At 60.2% G+C, this 17417-nt stretch carries 17 protein-coding genes and 1 pseudogene; 11 read left to right on the forward strand and 7 right to left on the reverse strand.

Annotation, left to right across the window (positions count from 1 at the left end; translation table 11 throughout):
• Positions 1–45: 45 nt before the first annotated feature.
• Together CUJ84_RS37670 and CUJ84_RS37675 are read right to left on the reverse strand one after the other, a co-directional pair.
• Entirely contained in the window at positions 46–1920 is a 1875-nt protein-coding gene (locus CUJ84_RS37670) for an adenylate/guanylate cyclase domain-containing protein (protein WP_105010480.1), read from the reverse strand.
• Positions 1921–2116: 196 nt separating this feature from the next.
• Entirely contained in the window at positions 2117–3187 is a 1071-nt protein-coding gene (locus CUJ84_RS37675) for a LacI family DNA-binding transcriptional regulator (protein WP_105010481.1), read from the reverse strand.
• A gap of 221 nt (positions 3188–3408) precedes the next feature.
• Between CUJ84_RS37675 and CUJ84_RS37680 the strand changes: the two genes are divergently transcribed.
• The 7 genes from CUJ84_RS37680 (at position 3409) to ppk2 (ending at position 11419) form a co-directional block, all read left to right on the forward strand.
• Positions 3409–4362 carry a sugar phosphate isomerase/epimerase family protein gene (locus CUJ84_RS37680; protein WP_105010482.1) on the forward strand — a complete coding sequence of 318 codons (954 nt, stop codon included), beginning with the start codon at positions 3409–3411 and terminating at the stop codon, positions 4360–4362.
• Positions 4363–4420: 58 nt separating this feature from the next.
• Entirely contained in the window at positions 4421–5653 is a 1233-nt protein-coding gene (locus CUJ84_RS37685; protein ID WP_105010483.1) for an ABC transporter substrate-binding protein, read from the forward strand.
• A 102-nt stretch (positions 5654–5755) separates the two neighbouring features.
• Positions 5756–6643 carry a carbohydrate ABC transporter permease gene (locus CUJ84_RS37690; protein WP_062940451.1) on the forward strand — a complete coding sequence of 296 codons (888 nt, stop codon included), beginning with the start codon at positions 5756–5758 and terminating at the stop codon, positions 6641–6643.
• Positions 6643–7527: a carbohydrate ABC transporter permease gene (locus CUJ84_RS37695; protein ID WP_105010484.1), complete on the forward strand. Its 885-nt coding sequence runs from the start codon at positions 6643–6645 to the stop codon at positions 7525–7527. Before CUJ84_RS37690 ends, CUJ84_RS37695 begins: the two co-directional genes overlap by 1 nt.
• A 7-nt stretch (positions 7528–7534) precedes the next feature.
• Positions 7535–8620: an ABC transporter ATP-binding protein gene (locus tag CUJ84_RS37700; RefSeq protein WP_105010485.1), complete on the forward strand. Its 1086-nt coding sequence runs from the start codon at positions 7535–7537 to the stop codon at positions 8618–8620.
• A gap of 83 nt (positions 8621–8703) precedes the next feature.
• Positions 8704–10356, forward strand: a complete 1653-nt coding sequence (locus CUJ84_RS37705) for a GMC oxidoreductase (RefSeq protein WP_105010486.1) — start codon at positions 8704–8706, stop codon at positions 10354–10356.
• 148 nt (positions 10357–10504) lie between these two features.
• A complete protein-coding gene (gene ppk2, locus CUJ84_RS37710) occupies positions 10505–11419 on the forward strand; it encodes a polyphosphate kinase 2 (protein ID WP_105010487.1) in 915 nt (304 codons plus the stop codon).
• 126 nt (positions 11420–11545) lie between these two features.
• On the opposite strand, the gene CUJ84_RS37715 is transcribed toward ppk2, so the two are convergent.
• The gene (locus CUJ84_RS37715; RefSeq protein ID WP_105010488.1) at positions 11546–12421 is read right to left on the reverse strand and encodes an aldo/keto reductase family oxidoreductase; all 876 of its coding nucleotides are present in this window, start codon (positions 12419–12421) and stop codon (positions 11546–11548) included.
• Between the two features lie 107 nt (positions 12422–12528).
• Here CUJ84_RS37715 and CUJ84_RS37720 point away from each other — a divergent pair, with 107 nt between their 5' ends.
• Positions 12529–13440, forward strand: a complete 912-nt coding sequence (locus CUJ84_RS37720) for a LysR family transcriptional regulator (RefSeq protein ID WP_105010489.1) — start codon at positions 12529–12531, stop codon at positions 13438–13440.
• Between the two features lie 52 nt (positions 13441–13492).
• Here the strand turns inward: CUJ84_RS37720 and CUJ84_RS39145 are convergent.
• The 4 genes and pseudogenes from CUJ84_RS39145 to CUJ84_RS38570 form a co-directional block, all read right to left on the reverse strand.
• Positions 13493–13590, reverse strand: a pseudogene (locus tag CUJ84_RS39145) (pyridoxamine 5'-phosphate oxidase family protein); the annotation flags it as partial.
• A 13-nt stretch (positions 13591–13603) separates the two neighbouring features.
• Positions 13604–13798 carry a hypothetical protein gene (locus CUJ84_RS37730; RefSeq protein ID WP_003538349.1) on the reverse strand — a complete coding sequence of 65 codons (195 nt, stop codon included), beginning with the start codon at positions 13796–13798 and terminating at the stop codon, positions 13604–13606.
• Positions 13799–13855: 57 nt separating this feature from the next.
• Complete coding sequence (gene rpsU, locus CUJ84_RS37735) at positions 13856–14092, reverse strand: 30S ribosomal protein S21 (RefSeq protein WP_027682989.1); 237 nt, start codon at positions 14090–14092, stop codon at positions 13856–13858.
• A 39-nt stretch (positions 14093–14131) separates the two neighbouring features.
• Entirely contained in the window at positions 14132–14284 is a 153-nt protein-coding gene (locus tag CUJ84_RS38570) for a hypothetical protein (protein ID WP_199788901.1), read from the reverse strand.
• Between the two features lie 453 nt (positions 14285–14737).
• On the opposite strand from CUJ84_RS38570, the gene rapA2 reads away from it, so the two are divergent.
• The 3 genes from rapA2 (at position 14738) to CUJ84_RS37750 (ending at position 17226) form a co-directional block, all read left to right on the forward strand.
• Positions 14738–15451, forward strand: a complete 714-nt coding sequence (rapA2, locus tag CUJ84_RS37740; RefSeq protein ID WP_105010490.1) for a calcium-binding lectin RapA2 — start codon at positions 14738–14740, stop codon at positions 15449–15451.
• A 165-nt stretch (positions 15452–15616) separates the two neighbouring features.
• Positions 15617–15805: a hypothetical protein gene (locus CUJ84_RS37745; RefSeq protein ID WP_105010491.1), complete on the forward strand. Its 189-nt coding sequence runs from the start codon at positions 15617–15619 to the stop codon at positions 15803–15805.
• A gap of 233 nt (positions 15806–16038) precedes the next feature.
• On the forward strand, positions 16039–17226 hold the full coding sequence (locus CUJ84_RS37750) for a helix-turn-helix transcriptional regulator (RefSeq protein ID WP_432444944.1): 1188 nt from the start codon (positions 16039–16041) through the stop codon (positions 17224–17226).
• The last annotated feature ends 191 nt before the right edge of the window (positions 17227–17417 follow it).

Genomic DNA, 17417 nt, shown 5'->3' on the forward strand with positions numbered 1-17417 from the left:
AGTAATAAAATAGAATTAGAAACAGCCTGCCAGATGTACTTGGCGTTATTCGGACAGCGCAACCAATCTCGAATAGCGCGGGTGACTGCGAATGGAGTCGAGATCGGAATCGTTCTTGAACCAGAGCCTCATTTCTCCGCCGACCTGAGGCATCCATACCTCAAGCACGTCAATCGCGCGGTCGATCTCGCCAAGCAGCGCATAAGTGCAGGCGGCATTGTATTGAATGTTTATGTCGTTGGGATCGGTTGCCAGGGAGCGAGCCAACCATTCCAGTGCCTGATCGCGCTCACCGAGAAATGCCAGTACGGTCGCTCCAAGACAGGCAACATTGGCGTTCTCCGGGTGTAGCCGCATTTCTTGGTCAGCCTTTTTTATCCCGATTCGAGCAAAGCTCTCGGCTTTGTCTGCCTGCCCTAGGGAACGAAAGACGTGTACGAGCATGATCGGCGCGCCATAATCTCCAGGCTTGATTTCCATCGCACGCTGAAAGTAGGTGGCCGCCAGCTCGAACTGACCTTCGGTGACGCAAAATTCGGCATAGTACCGATTGGCTTCGTGGCAATTGGGGCCGAGCAACAACGCCTGCTGAAATGCAGAAACCGCCTCGGCGCGATTGCCGGCGACCGCCAAAGCAAGCCCTTTGGCCGCGTGTGCCTCCGCCAGATTGGGATCAATAGCGAGGGCCTTCGCTGTATTCGCGAGAACGTCATCCACCGGAATTTGAACGCCAAACTGGGACAACAGACGCGCATCACAAACCGCGACGCCGGCATAGGCGCGGGCATATCCCGGGTCCAGTTCGATGGCTCTGGCAAAACTCTGTCTGGCCATTAGATGGTTCGAGCGCGAGGCAATATGATAGTACTCGCGCCCCCTGAGGTAGTGCGTATAAGCTTCCACGCTCTCTGTCGGCGCCTGCTCGATTGCCTTCTTTTCCTCCGGGAGCAGCTTGACCTTTAGTTGCTCGACGATCGCCTTGGTGATCTCGTCCTGCACTTCGAAGATGTCGGTGAGGTCGCGGTCGTAACGCGCGGCCCACATGTGGCCGTCGCTCGCTGCGTCGATCAATTCAGCATTGATCCTCACATGGTTGCCGGCCTTGCGGACGCTGCCCTCTACGACATAGGCAACCCCAAGTTCCCTGGCGATGCGCTGCAGGTTCTCGCTCCGGCCTTTCCATGTGAAGACAGTGTTGCGGCTTAGTACAAAGAGGCCTGAAACATTCGATAGGTCAGTGATAATGTCCTCGGTGATGCCGTCGCTGAAAAACTCCTGGGCGGGATCGTTGCTGATGTTGGCAAATGGCAGGATGGCAACCGATGGCTTGTTGATGGGTGCCTGCGTGTGGCCACTTGCGGTAAGCGGCACCTCCTCGCCGGAGGCGACATTGCCCCAATCAGCAAAATAGACATGGACCGGACGGGAAATGTTCTTGACGGTCTTGGCGCCCTGGTCTGCGAAATTGAGATCGAGCTTGTTTCCGACTTCGTGGCGCACAGCCGCCGAACAGGCAATGCCGCCAGGATCTGCAAGGGCTTGTAGCCGGACTGCCACATTAATGCCGTCCCCATGAAAATCATCCGCATCGAAGATGATATCGCCCAGGTTCAAGCCTATTCGAAACGCAAAGTGCCGGTCCGCTGGAATCCCCATGTTGCGCTCCAGCATGCCGCGCTGGATTTCGACTGCGCATCGTGCAGCACTGAGCACGCTGCCGAACTCGACCAGGAAACCGTCGCCCATCACCTTGATTATACGCCCGCCGTGGCTCGCGACAGCGGGATCGAAGAGCTCGCGGCGGTGCTGACGAAGGGCACTAAGCGTCTCCTCTTCGTTTGCCTCCAGGAGACGGCTGTAGCCCACCACATCGGCAGCCAGGATAGCCGCCAATCGGCGCTCGACAAGCTCTGCACACATGCCCGTCTCCCCAACGTGCTGGTGGCAATATTACTCAATTCTAGAAGCTAGCCGATCATGTTGCCGGACGATTGTATTACTGACAACTAAAATATATACCTGTCGCCGAACCGACAGTTATATCTTCCAGATTTGGCCATCTGGCATCGGCGCCTTTGACTACTGGGACCGCCGGCATTCGCCGCAGCCGGCTCCGTCAGCTCTTCGGAGCGGCGATGCTCTCCCTCGGGATAAGGCTGCTGCGGATGACGGTGCGAACCGCCGCCGTAGTCTGCCTCTGGTCAATGGCGTCGAGCAGGAGATCCACCGCCGCGCGCCCCATCTCTTCCACCGGCTGCTTGATCGTCGAGAGCGGCGGAGAGCAGAATTCGCAGACCGGGGAGCCGTCGAAGGAGACGACGGACAGATCACCGGGAATGCTTAAGCCCGTCCGCTGGACACGGCTGACAAAAGAAATGGCCATGTCATCGCTGGTTGCGATGACGGCCGTCGGTTTCTGGGTCAACTCGGCGAAATCATCCGCCGCCTGGACACCAATGTCGAAGCCGTGCTGATAATCGAGATGACCACCCGAGCGATGCACCGAGTCTTCGGACAATCCTGCCGCCTTGAGCGCCTCGAGCACGCCGCCGTAACGCTCGACATCGTGATAGTTGCCTTCAGGCCCTGCAAGATAGAAGAACCGTCGATGACCCAATCGGATCAGTTCGGCCGTGACGTCGCGCACGGCTTCGCGGTCGTTGGTAACGACGCTCTGCAGGCCGGCATCGCTCATGTCGAGCAGCATCGACACGATCGGCAGGCCGGAACTCGCCAGCGAGCGCCCGTCCACCTCCGGAAGCTTCGACGACAGGATGATGGCGCCGCGCACGCTGCCGCCGAAAGCGAGGTCGAGAATATGCCGTTCGGAAATCTCGTCGCGATCAAGGTTGGCAATCATCAGGTTGTAGCCGCCCTGGATCAGCGATTTATTGATACTCTGCAGCACCTGCGGAATGACCTGGGAGGCGCCGTAGTAGAGCGATCCCGGCAGAATGATCATGATGATGTTGGATTTTCCGACCCTGAGGCCACGCGCCATCGCGTTCGGGGTGTAGCCCAGTTGCCTGGCCGCGGCATTGATCTTGGCGCGCGTCTTCTCGTTGACACGTCCGGGATTGGCGAGCGCCCGGCTGACTGTTGAGATCGCAACGCCGGCGAGCCGCGCGACATCGGCCATCAACGCGCCCGTTTGCTCCTCTCCAGCCACATCCTTGTTTTTGTTCATGTTTGTTTCATTCTCCCGGATGTTTCGAATTGCAACTTTAAGGCAGGGAGCGATTTATTGCAAACGTTTGCCAAAAATTGCTTGCTTAAAAAACCGGCTTGGCTATTATCTAGCCATGGCAAACGATTGCCATTTCTTAATGCGTTGAAAATCCATGGCTTATTGGATGCGGAATTACCTTCTGCACGCGGGTAGGTCATGCCTCGAGAAATGGATAGGCTATGGCTACTGGCGACAGGCTGCGTTTCGGCGTCGATCTTGTGACATTCTTCCATCCCGGCTTCTGGGGCGTCGACAGCCATGATGCGATCATCGGCTATGCCCGCGCCGCGCCGCGCGCCTTCTGGGACAAGATCCTCGACAGCGTCCAGGCCTCAGGCGTTACCGGCGTCGAGCTGACCTTCTCTCCCTTCAACTGGCAGGACGCGATCAAGACCTATGGTTCCGTCGATGCCTTCGCAGCCGAGCTGACAAGACGCGGTCTGACGCTGTGCAGCGGCTTCTTCGCGGAACTGGAGGCAGCCGGCGATTTCGCTGAGCCCGAGGCCCAGCGCGCGCTGATCGACAAGGCGGAACGATATGCCGACTTCCTGAAAGCCTGCGGCAGCGACATCATGGTGATCGGCGCGCCCTTACGCCAGACGCTCGGCGCCCAGCCGGTGCAGTTCCATGATTTCGACCGCGCCAAGGTGATCGCCGATTTTCTGAACCGGCTCGGCGCGACCCTCTATGCCAGGGGCGTGCGGCTTGCGCTCCACACTGAGGCGCACTCGATCTTTGCCGCCGCGCGCGATGTCGATCTGATGATGTTTTTGACCGACCCGGCCTATGTGCACATGTGCCCCGACACGGCCCATATCATCGTTGCCGGCTCCGATCCCGTCCAGATCGTCGATCGCCATCACGAGCGCATGATCATCGCCCACTGGAAGGATGCAATCGGCCCGATGCCCGCCGACACGCCGATCGACAAGCACATCCATGAACGCCACCAGCCCTATTTCTGCAGCTTCGGCCTCGGACGGGTCGACTGGCCGGCCTGGATCCGGCTGCTGCGCGACCGGGCCTATGAAGGCTGGGCGATCCTCGAACTCGATGCCGCGCCGGATCCCGTCCGCGACATCGCCAACGGGCTCACGCTCGTCCGGCAGGCGCTCCTGCCGATCTATCGCTGACAGTCATCCCTAAGACAACAAACGCCCCGCAAAGAGGGCATTTTCAAGAGGTGGAACAATGAAGACCATGATGAAGCTTTTTCTTGCCGGCGTGGCATTCGCCGGTCTCTTCGCCTCGGCACATGCCGAGGACAAGCCGACGATCGAGATCATGTCGTCCTGGACATCGGGCGGCGAAGCAGCCGCCCTCAACGTCATCAAGACCGAGTTCGAAAAGCGCGGCGGCGTCTGGAAGGATTCCTCGATCGCCGGCTTCGGTGCGGCCGATGCCGCCTTCCAGAACCGTATCGTCGCCGGTGACGCGCCCGGCGCCAAGCAGGGCGTCATCGGTCTCGCTGCCGCCGATTTCATCAACCAGGGCCTGTTCAATCCGATCGACGACGTGGCCGCTGCGGGCAAATGGGCCGGCGCCCTGCCGAAATCGATCCACGATCTCATCTCCTATGACGGCAAGGTCTACCTCGCGCCGACCGGCGCCCATGGTGAAAGCTGGCTCTTCTATTCCAAGGAAGCCTTCGAGAAGGCCGGCATCGCGCAAGAGCCCAAGACCTGGGACGAGCTCTTTGCCGATCTCGACAAGCTGAAGGCTGCCGGCATGGTTCCGGTCGCCTGGGGTGGCCAGCCCTGGCAGCAAACCAAGGTGTTCAACATGATCCTGCTCTCGCAGGTCGGGATCGACGGCTTCCTGAAGATCTATGTCGATAAGGACAAGAGCCCGGCATCCGTCGAAGGCGTGAAGAAGACCCTTGAAATCCTCGGGAAGCTGCGTGGCTATGTCGATGCCGGTGCTGCCGGCCGCAACTGGAACGACGCGACCGCCATGCTGATCACCGCCAAGGCCGGCGTGCAGTTCATGGGCGACTGGGCCAAGGGCGAATTCACCGTCGCCGGCAAGGAACCGGGCAAGGATTATGGCTGCATGATCGTGCCGGAGTCGAAGGGCATGGTCTACATCGCCGACGCCCTCTGGTTCCCCAAGACCGGCAAGGCCGAGACCGACAAGGCGCAGAAACTTCTCGCCGAAGTCGTCATGGACCCGGCCGTTCAGGTCGAATTCGCCCTGAAGAAGGGTTCGGTTCCGATGCGCTCCGACGTCGACAAGTCGAAGCTGGACGCCTGCGCGCAGAAGGGTGTCGAGCTGATGAGCGCCGGCGCGATCGTACCGGACCAGGCGATCGTGCTGACGCCCCAGCAGGTCGGCGCGCTTGATGACTTCGTCGACGAATACTGGAGCGGCGGCTCGAACGATGCAGGTGCCGCAGCCGAAAACTTCTTCGCCCTCTTCGAGTAGGATAGTACCCGTGGCGTCGGCCTGATCCGACGCCACGGCTGCCAGCTGCCGCCTCATGCAGCGGCCCGAGCCCTGCTTTCCACTCCGTCAACGAGCTGGCCGATGTCCATCAAACGCAAGCCCAACCTTTCCGCGACCATCGCCTTGCTGCCGACATGGTTCGTCGCGGTCGTGGTCTTTATCGGCACCATGGCTTGGTCGATCCGCCTGTCCTTCACCAATTCGACGCTTTTTCCGTCCTCGACCTATGTCGGTATGGCGCAATATTCGAAGCTCTTCTCTTCCGCCAAGTGGCTGGCCTCGCTGCAAAACGTGTTGATCTTCGGCGTCCTATACGTCGCAGGCTGTCTGCTGCTGGGCTTCCTGCTGGCGGCGGCGCTGGACCGCAAGATCCGTTTCGAAAGCGCCTTCAGGACCATATTCCTCTATCCCTACGCCATGTCCTTCGTGGTGACCGGACTGATCTGGCAATGGATGCTCAATCCGACGCTCGGCATCCAGGCGAGCGTGCGTTCGCTCGGCTGGGAAAGCTTCGTCCTCGATTGGGTGGTCAATCGCGACATGGCGATCTATGCGCTGGTGCTTGCCGGCGTATGGCAGGGCGCGGGGCTCGTCATGGTCATTGCGCTCGCCGGCATGCGTGGCATCGAAGCCGAGCAATGGAAGGCGGCGCGGATCGACGGCATTCCCGTCTGGCGCATCTATGTCTCGATCATCCTGCCGCAGCTCGGGCCGGCGCTGGCCGCGGCCGGCATGCTGCTCGCCATGGGCGTGATCAAGACCTATGACATCGTCGTCGCCATGACCAATGGCGGCCCCGGCAATGCGACGGAGGTGCCGGCGAAATTCATCATGGACAATCTGTTCGGGCGCCAGAACCTCGGCCTCGCCACAGCCGGCGCGACGGTGCTTGTCCTCGGCGTGATCATCGCAGTCGCCCCGTTCCGCTACATCATGCACATGCGTGACAAAGCAAAGGGGGCCGCGTGATGGCCCCTCTTCATCCGAACGGCCCGAAGCCGGTACAGATCACCGCCGGGCGCATCGGCCTCTATGCCTTCCTTGTCATCGCCGCGCTTTTCTTCCTATTGCCGCTCTACACCATGGTCGTCACCTCGCTGAAGTCCATGGACGAAATCCGGCTCGGGCAGATCTTTGCCCTGCCGGCCACGCTCGATTTCTCTGCCTGGGCCACCGCCTGGTCGGGCGCCTGCATGGGAACCGTCTGCGTCGGCATTCGCAGCGGCTTCTGGAATTCGGTGGCGATCACCCTTCCCTCGGTCGCGCTCTCGGTCTTCATCGGCGCCGTCAACGGCTATGCGCTGTCGCTCTGGCGGCCGCGCGGCGCAAACCTGCTCTTCGGCCTGCTGATGGCCGGTGGCCTCATCCCCTACCAGATCTTCCTCTATCCGATGGTCCGGGCGATGGCGAATATCGATCTCTACAATTCGCTGGCCGGCATCATTCTCGTGCATGTCATCTTCGGTCTGCCGCTGGTGACGCTGCTCTTCCGCAACTATTTCGTCAGTGTACCGGAGGAGCTCTGTAAGGCGGCACGCGTCGATGGTGCGGGTTTCTGGCGCATCTTTTTCGAGATCATGCTGCCGATTGCCGTGCCGATGGTCGTCGTGGTCTCCATGCTGCAATTCACCGGCATCTGGAACGACTTTCTGCTCGGTCTCGTCTTTGCCGGGCGCGACAACCTGCCAATGACCGTGCAGCTCAACAATATCGTCAACACCACGATGGGCGAGCGAACCTACAACGTGAACATGGCGGCGACGATCCTCACCGCCATCGTTCCGCTTGCCATCTATTTCCTGTCCGGCCGCTGGTTCGTGCGCGGCATCGCGGCCGGCGCAGTCAAGGGGTAACGCTTCCATGCAATCTGCCGTCTCCGTCAAGGACCTGAAGATCGCCTATGGCGACCATACGGTGATCGAGAAGATGTCGATCGATATCGCGCCGCGAGAGTTCCTGGTGCTGCTCGGCCCTTCCGGCTGCGGTAAGTCCACGCTTCTGAACGCCATTGCCGGTCTACAGGACATTACATCAGGCGAGGTCTGGATCTCGGGCAAGAATGTCAGCTGGGAGGAGCCGAAGGACCGCGGCATCGGCATGGTCTTCCAGTCCTACGCGCTCTATCCGCGTATGTCGGTCCGCAAGAACCTCTCCTTCGGACTTCGCGTCGCCGGCCTGCCGAAGGCCGAGATCGAGGCTCGTGTCGCCCGCACCGCCGCCCTTCTCCAACTCGACAAGCTGCTCGAGCGGCGCCCTGCCGAACTATCGGGCGGCCAGCGCCAGCGCGTCGCCATCGGCCGGGCGCTGGTGCGCGAAGTGGATGTCTTCCTCTTCGACGAGCCGCTGTCGAACCTCGACGCCAAACTGCGCAACGAATTGCGCGTCGAGATCAAGAAGCTGCACCAGCGCCTCGGCAATACGATGATCTACGTCACCCACGACCAGGTCGAGGCCCTGACGCTTGCCGACCGCATCGCCATCATCCGCGACGGCGTGATCCAGCAGCTTGCCTCGCCGGCCGAAATCTACCGCCGCCCGGCCAATCTCTTCGTTGCCGGCTTCATTGGCGCTCCGGCCATGAATTTCATCGAGGGCCGGATCGAGCGCAGCGACGGGGCGGCGCCCGTCTTCCTGGGTAACGGGCTGACCATCGACCTCTCCAGCTATTCCTTCCGTGCCGTCGCGGCGGAAGGACCTGCTACACTCGGCTTTCGCCCGGAACACCTTGTGCTCGATGGGCCAACGAGCGGCCTGCCCACCATTCCGGGCCGTGTTGCCGTCGTCGAGCCGATGGGTTCGGACGCCGTTGTTTGGTTCGACTGGGCGGACCAAAGCCTCTCGCTCCGGCTGATGGGCGACGTGACCCTTGAGCCCGGCGATGCTCTGGCTCCCGGGCTCGATATCGCCAAGGCGTCCCTCTTCGGCGCTGACGGATCGCGGCTGTGACGCACCATCCCTTTGTTTTTCCGCAATTCCGGGTGCGTTTCGCGCCGTTTTGAGGATTGCTCCAGGACAGGATTTGAAAAGACATGTCTGAGATCGTCTATGATGCGCTGGTGATCGGCTCCGGCGCTGCGGGTTCCTTCGCGGTAAAAGAACTGACGGCACAGGGGCTGTCGGTGCTGCTGCTCGAGGCCGGTCCCGCCGTCGGGCCGAAGGATTTCGATCCCGCGCGCAAGAAGGCGCCGGCAAGCAGCATCAATATCTGGGAGCGTGCGCGGGCCACCCTCAAGGGCCAGCCGATCCAGGCGCGCGCGGCCTTTTTTACCGAGCGATTCAGCCACTTCTTCGTCAACGACCGCAAGAATCCTTATACGACGCCGAAGGGCGAGCCCTTCCTCTGGATCCGCGGCCGCCAGGGCGGCGGGCGCCTCCACAGTTTCGGCCGGGTGCTGCTGCGCTGGACCGATGACGATTTCAAGATCCGATCGCGCGTGGGAAAGGGTGTGGACTGGCCGGTCTCCTATGACGAGCTGGCGCCTTTCTACGACGAGGTCGAGGCCTATCTCGAGCTCTACGGCAACAAGGACAACGTGGCCACCCTGCCCGACGGCATCTATGCGAAGCCGGCAAGCCTGACGCCGGCCGAACAGATCTTCAAGCAGGCGGTCGAAAGCCGCTGGCCGGAAAGGCACGTGGTCTCCTGGCGCTACATCGCGCCGGACGCCGACCGCATGCCGCGACCGCTGCGAGACGCTCAGGCCACCGGTCAGTTGACCGTCCGCTACGATGCCGTCGTTCGCCGCATCACCACGGACGAAAAGACCGGCCACGCCACCGGAGCGGAGTTCATCGATCGCAATACGGGCGAAGTATCGACCGCGCGCGCCGCGACGGTGGTGCTTTCGGCCTCGCCGATAGAGAGCGTGCGACTGCTGCTGAATTCGGCGTCGGCGAAACATCCTGATGGGCTTGGCAACAGCTCGGGCGCTCTCGGCCGCTATTTCATGGATCAGCTTCCATGCCTCGCTTTCGGCTCCTTTTCCAAGGCGAAAGGTTGGTCGGTCGACGAGTCCGCGCCGACCGACCCGTTCTACAATCCGTCGGGCGGGATCTTCATTCCCCGCTTCGGCGAGGACGATGCCGCCCGCGGCGATTTCGACTACCAGGGAAGCGTCGGCCGCGCGCCAGTCTCCGGGGATAGGGATGCACGTCTGGCCTTCTTCGGTTTCGGCCGCATGCTGCCCTATGCCGACAATCGCATCACGCTCGACGTCAGGCGCAGGGATGCCTGGAACATTCCCGTGCCGCATATCCGCTGCGTCATGCAACAAGAGGAGCAGGCGCTGCTCAGAAGGCAGGAGGAAACGCTGATTGCGATGATCAAGGAGGTCGGCGGCGACCTCGAATTCATCGGCTCGCCCACCGGCCTCAAGGAGATGGGCAAGGGCGCCTTTCCCGAAGCCGATACCTTCAGCCGCTTCATGTTCCGCAAATGGTTTCGCAAGACCATGTGCATGGGCGCGGCAATTCATGAGACGGGCGGCGCGCGCATGGGCGAAAACCGGCAAGCTTCTGTGCTCAATCCCTACAATCAGGTTTGGGATGCCCCGAACCTCATCGTCACCGACGCCAGCGCCTTCCCCGGCAGCGGCATCGCCGGCACGACGCTCACCGTCATGGCCTTGACGATCCGCGCCTGCCGGAACCTTGTCGACCAGTACCGGACGGGACGGCTATAGGCGCGCCTCGGCGGCTGAAGCGCATTCGACGCCGCAATCATCGGCTTAAGAGATCGGGACGTTGCTGTTCCAGCTTTCGGTTAGCCGAACTGTCACACAAACTTCGCAGTGACATGCTCCTGTCAAAAAAAGCAGGAAGGAAAAGCCCATGTCTCAAACACCGCAGGACCAGCTCAGCCGCATAAAGGCCGAGATCGCCGACAGCTTCGATGAAGAGCTGGAAATGCAGATGGAGGAAGACCGGCTGGACGATCTGGTCGCCGAAGGAATGTCGGAGCCGGCGGAGCAGACGCTCGAGCGAAAGACCTATTTCCGCGAGCTCTTCCGGCTGCAGCACGAACTGGTGCGGCTGCAGGATTGGGTTCAGCATAAGAAGCTGAAGGTGGTGGTGCTGTTCGAAGGCCGGGATTCGGCCGGCAAGGGAGGCGCGATCAAGCGCGTAACCCAGCGGCTCAATCCGCGTGTCTGCCGGACGGTCGCGCTGCCCGCCCCTACCGAGCGGGAACGTCATCAATGGTATTTCCAGCGCTATGTCCCGCATCTTCCGACCGCCGGCGAAATGGTGCTCTTTGACCGAAGCTGGTACAATCGCGCCGGTGTCGAGCGCGTCATGGGGTTCTGCACCGAGGAAGAACTCGAGGAGTTCTTCCGCTCGGTGCCTGAATTCGAGCGGATGCTGGTCCGTTCCGGTATCGTGCTGATCAAATACTGGTTCTCGATCACCGACGAGGAGCAGGAGTTCCGCTTCAAGATGCGTATCCACGATCCACTGAAGCAATGGAAGCTCTCACCGATGGATATGGAAAGCCGTGTCCATTGGGAGGAATACACCAAAGCCAAGGAAGAAATGCTGGAGCGTACGCACAGCCCCGATGCACCCTGGTGGGTGGTGCAGGCAGTAGACAAGAAACGGGCGCGGTTGAACTGCATCGCCCATCTTCTCGAGCAGATCCCTTACGAGGATGTTCCGAAACCGGAGATCCAGTTGCCGGACCGCATCCGTCACGCCGATTACAACAGGGCGCCGGTTCCGCCTGAAATGCTTGTGCCGGAGCGCTATTGAAAGCATAGCCGCGACGGACGCCGGGACTTGGGGAAATAGCGGGAGCTGCATGCGCCTCATTCGGGATCGCTACGCCGTGCGAGAGCGTGGCGTAGCGATCGGATCGTTTGCAGCCATCGGATGCCGTCAGGCGGCGACATCAGCCATGCGGTTCAATTCCGAGACGACGTCGTCCGGCAGCACGAGCGCGGCTGCGGCGAGGTTCTCTCTGAGATGGCCGACGGATGAAGTGCCGGGGATCAGCAGGATGTTTTCCGCTCGACGCAGCAGCCAGGCGAGCGCCACCTGCATAGGCGTGGCATCAAGGCGTGCGGCGACACCGGACAGGGTGGACGACTGCAGCGGGGTGAACCCGCCGAGCGGAAAGAACGGCACATAGGCGGTGCCTTCGCGCGCGAGGTCCTCGATCAGCCTGTCGTCGGCCCGATGCGCCAGATTGTACTGGTTCTGCACACAGACGATCTCGGTGATCCCGCGCGCCTCAGTGATCTGTTTCGATGTGACGTTGCTCAGCCCGATGTGCCGGACCAGGCCTTGCCGCTGGAGATCGGCGAGCACAGTCAGCGGCGCTTCGATCGACCCTTCGGCCGGGCCGTGTACGTCGAACATGACCCTGAGATTGACGACATCAAGCATATCGAGGCCGAGATTGCGGAGATTGTCGTGCACTGCCGCGGTCAGCTCTTCACGCGAGAAGGCCGGCATCCATGATCCGTCCGTGCCGCGCCGGGCGCCGATCTTGGTGACGATAGTGAGATCGTCACGATAGGGATGCAGCGCTTCACGAATGATCTGGTTGGTGACGTGCGGGCCATAGAAGTCGCTGGTGTCAATGTGGTTTACGCCGCTCGCGACCGCCTCGCGCAGCACCGCCAGGGCCGCGCCATGATCCTTGGGCGGGCCAAACACACCAGGACCAGCGAGCTGCATGGCGCCATAGCCGAGCCGCTTCACGCTGCGGTCGCCGAGATTGAACCTGCCGGACTGATCGATAGTGGACATGATGTAACTCCTTTCAAGAGATGACGCCAAGATAGGCCCAAGATAAGCACTGTTGGCACGTGTGAGAATTGGCTATAATCCGCACGGGCTGTGCGGAGTGGCGAACAGTGAAAGCAGATCTGGGTGACCTCAATGCCTTTGTTGCCGTGGCGCGCGCCGGGGGTTTTCGTGAAGGGGCGCGCGTAAGCGGCAGCAGCGCCTCTTTTCTCAGCGAAGCAGTGCGTCGCCTGGAGGCCCAACTCGGCGTCAGGCTGCTCAACCGGACGACACGCAGTGTCGTGCCGACTGAAGCGGGCAAGGGCTTGCTGGAGCGGCTCGGCCCTGCTTTGAGCGAAGTGGAGTCTGCCCTCGATGTCGTCAACAGTTTTCGCGACAGGCCGGCGGGTGCATTGCGCCTCAATGTGCCGGTCAGCGCGGCGCGGCTGGTACTGCCCGCCATAGTCCCACCGTTCCTCGCCGCCTATCCCGATATTCGGCTGGAGGTGGTAACCGATGAGAGTTTTGTCGACGTGATCGCGGCCGGCTGCGACGCCGGCATCCGCTATGACGAGCGGTTGGAGCAGGATATGATCGCAATACCGATCGGCCCACGCGTCCAGCGCTTTGCCATCGCAGCCTCCCCCGACTACCTGGATCGCCGCGGGCGTCTGCAACACCCGAGCGAACTGCTCGGCCATGCCTGCATATTGGGTCGCTTCGATAGCGGTGCGATGACGGCGCCGTGGGAATTCGAGCGTGATGGCGAGATCGTGCGGGTCGATCCAACGGGGCCGCTGATCGTGCGGGTCGGCGGAGCGACCGACCTGGCCGTCGATGCAGCGATATCAGGAACAGGGATCGTCTGCCTCTTCGAGGACTGGCTGCGCCCGCATTTCGACAGCGGTGCGCTCGAGCCCATCCTCGAACCGTGGTGGCAGCGCTTCTCCGGGCCATTCCTCTATTATCCCGGACGGCGTCTGGTGCTTGCGCCGCTCCGGGCATTCATCGATTTCGTCAAGGCATCAGCCAATCAGGCTTGATGTTTGTCGGCCAGAGACATGCCTCCCGATCTTCGTTGAGTGCTTCTATGCGTTAGAGCCTGACCTCGGCATTGTCGCCCATATCAGGTTTCTGTTCGAGACCGCGGCGGCCATCTTGATATAGCTGATGATCGTGCCTGGGCTGTCCCAACCACGCAGTCGATCAATGGACGCTTGGGGTTTTCATGACCATTGCGAAGTCTTCGGCAACCAGTTCACTGACGGCAATGAGAACTTCTTCCCGGGAAAAACCCGATGTCAGAGCGCGTTGGATCAGATCCTGCAGATCCGGCTCCACGACATCACGGCAATCCTCGAGGCGTTCTTCGGAAACGGTGAGGCTATTGAGTTCGTCCATTGTCTGTCCTTTCACGGAATGTAGCAGCCGAAGCTCGGGGCTGGTTGGGAATGGCTGCTAACGGGTGGTCGTCACCCGCTTCGGCCCGGCGAGCAGGCCTTCACGCTGCATCTTCTTGCGTGCGGCCTTGCGGTGACGGCTGATCGCCTGCGCCTTTTCTCTGACGCGGCGTTCGGACGGCTTTTCATAGGCGCGTCGTTCCTTCATTTCACGGAACAGTCCTTCGCGCTGCATTTTCTTTTTCAAGACCCTGAGCGCTTGATCGACATTATTGTCTCTGACGAGTACTTGCATTTCAAGTTCTCCTTGTTTGGGTGGGGCGACGATCGCCGCTCAGCCGAGCTGCTCGGCGATCAGAGCCCGCAATTCGCGGCGGGTGAGAAGGCAGGGAAACGGCTTCCAGCTCCCAGCAACGCGGCGGACAGCTTCGTCATCCTCACGCGGTTTCGCCGCCGCAACCGCGGTGGCTGTATTTATGTGGTTCAAACAGAAATCCTTTGCCGATCTCGGCCGGCGTCATCGATTGTTTGTGGGATTGCCCGTCACGCAGCCATAACGGCGCGCACGGATGTACAAGCGCTTCAATCATGAGCCGGCAACGGCTTAGATTTCCGCTTGGTCGGGTATTTCCGCAACATAGGTATTGGCGGGCACAATTGCAACGGACGGCCCGGATGGCATGGCGCCGGCATCGCTAGTCGCCTTCAGATATACTCAGCGCCATTTTATTCAAGTTAGCCGGGTATAGTTTCTGCCGAATTTTCTTCGATTTGGCTTGAAAGTGACATTATTCCGCCGAAATGGAAGCAACGGGGAGATCGGCATCGAAATTAACCTTCTGTTAAATAGACCATTGACTTGTAGTATTAATAGGTTGTTAAAGGAGCCGCTCGCTGAGGTCGAAATTGACCCGCCAATAAACAATTTGAGGAGAGTGCAATGGCTTCGCCAATTCATGCAACTGATGATAGTGCAACATTTAAAGAAACCGACGTTATTTCCGGAAATCTTCTTTCCAACGATTCATCCGACAACGGCCACCTGTTCCTGCGCGCCTTCGATGGCGCAAGCGTTGGCGCCAAGGCCGGCAACAGCCAGGTCACCGAGATTCAGGGCGACTACGGCACCTTCTTCGTCAAGCCCGATGGCAGCTACACCTATGTCCTGAGCGACGCTGCCAAGATCGGCTTCGCCAACGGCGAATCCTACCAGGAGAAGGTTTCTTACAAGATTTCCGACGGCAGCGGTCATACCGATGTCGGCCTGTTCACCCTGAACATCCAGGGCGTAACCCAGGTAAAGCCGATTGCTGTCGACGACCACTACAGCTTCAACGAAGGTAGCGCCATCGGCGGCAACGTTCTGGACAACGACATTGCCGGCGACAACGGCAAGCTCTTCCTCCGTCAGTTCGACGGCACGAACGTCAGCGCCAAGAGCGGCCTCGACGCTGTTACCGACATCGTCGGCGACCATGGCATCTTCCACGTCAAGCCGAATGGCGAATTCACCTACACGCTGACGGAAGACCTGACTGCCGGTCAGAACGTCACGGAAACCGTCCAGTACTACAAGATCTCCGATGGCGAAGGCCACACGGATGTTGGCGTTCTGACGCTCAACATCACGGGCACCGACGCTCATCTCGCTTGATCACTTGCGAGAAATCAGTGAGAGACACCGCCCGCCGCGCAATCGGCGGGCGTTTTCATATATCCGCTTGTCAATTTCAGCCGGTCTGCAAAGCGGCATAATACTTTTTAGCTAGTTCTTATAAATGCCGGGGCGGCGTAGTCTCGTTGTTCGGAGGACACGCCGTTGACCGAACACATCGAACCCAGGCAAATGGAAACAGACGATCTGACGAAAGTCTGGTCCGTGACCGAGTTTTGCGCGCGTCACCGCATAGATACCGAGGAACAAGCGCTGCTGCTCAAACTTTTCGGGCCGTTCGCGACTGCCTCCGAGCTGATCCACAATGCCAAGCGCGCGCCAAGGTTCAGATAAGAGGTCCTTCACCTCATTGCCTGGACGGATGTGCCGATGAGGCCCCTTCCCTCGTTCTTCAACGATCTTGCCATAAATGCCGGCAAGTCCCTGGGTGAACGAGACTGCGCAAGATATCACCCGATCGGGCGACGCTCGCTGCCTTGCCTCTACTTAGACATTTATGCAGCAATCGAAATGGTGCGATCGTTGCAATTGGCGGAACCATCATCGTGAAAACGAGCGGCGCTGATATGGATCATGTCGACATCATTGATGCTGTCTATCAGGCTGCGGTCCGTTCAGAATTATGGCCGGATACCCTATGCATGATCGTTGATTACGTGGGCGCTGTCGCCGGAAATATTGTCTATCAGGCGCCCGATGGTCGCGGCAGCTTTTTGATCCCCGGCCGCATGCGTGAAGATTTGAATGCGCTCTACCTTCAGCATTACACGGGAAACCCCTATGCCCGCGCATTCGAGAAGGTAAAGCCGGGTGAGATTGCAGTCGGCAATACATTGATCGATGCAGAGGCCGTCCGGCATTCGGCGTTTTATGCCGATATCTGCGCGCCTCAGCATATCTTCAATCAGCTCTTCCTGCCGCATGCCAGCCTGCACGAGCGGGGAGGTATCGGCGGTGTCGCTCTTTTCCTGTCTCGTCAGCAAGACGAACGCGCCGTCGAAGCGGCTGAAAGGCTGAAGCTGCTAAGTCCGCATATGGCGCGGGCAATCGATCTTTCCTTTCAGGTAAACCGGATCGCCCGTGCACCCGAATTGCCGCAACGGCTGATCGATGCAATCGGTGATGCGGCCGTGCTGATCGATAGTCGGGGTGCAGTCCTTCTCTTGAATGCGGCGGCCGAAGCACTGCTCAAGCAGGCCGACGGCATTTTCCTCAGCCGATCCGAGAGGCCCTCGCTTGCAGCCCATATTCCAGAGACATCCACCCGTCTAGTGAACGCCATTCGCCAGGCGTTGCTGATAGCCGATGGTGAAGACACGCCTTTCGAAGGGGCGTTGTCGATCTCTCGGCCATCGGGTTTGCCACCTTATCTGGTGATGATCACGCCGCTTGCACCGACAGCGGTTTCCATATGGGATGCGGTTGACAGCGGAGCGCGTGTCCTCATTCATATCGTCGATCCGGAAGCAAAGACGCGCCGGCAAGCGCAACAACTGCAACACATCTTTGGCCTGACCGAAGCCGAAACCAGGGTCGCCGCGCTGATCGGCAGCGGAATGAATTTGCCCGAGATTGCCCGGGTTCTTGGAATTTCGTCCAACACGGCAAAAACACATACGGGCCGATGCTTTGGCAAAACGGGGGTACGATCCCAGGCGGCTCTCGCCAGGCTCATCGCCTCTATCCCGATCGCCGGAAACAGGGCGGCGGCGCCGTCCCGGGCGCAGGGGAAGAGCCCTTCGCGGCAATCGTAATTATATGCCGGTTCATACGCGATATGATCTGAAAGTCCGCTGCGCGACCTCACAGACCAAGTCGATTTTCCTGAATTGCTGCTCACTCCCTGCACAAAATCTGCAATCCGGCGCGGCATTCTTCCGCCATGAGCGAGAACGACATCCCCCCTCGCGCCACACCGTCCGCTTTGCCGGATCGACTCCGCAAT

It is taken from the genome of Rhizobium leguminosarum, from assembly GCF_002953715.1.
Lineage (GTDB): Bacteria > Pseudomonadota > Alphaproteobacteria > Rhizobiales > Rhizobiaceae > Rhizobium > Rhizobium leguminosarum_V.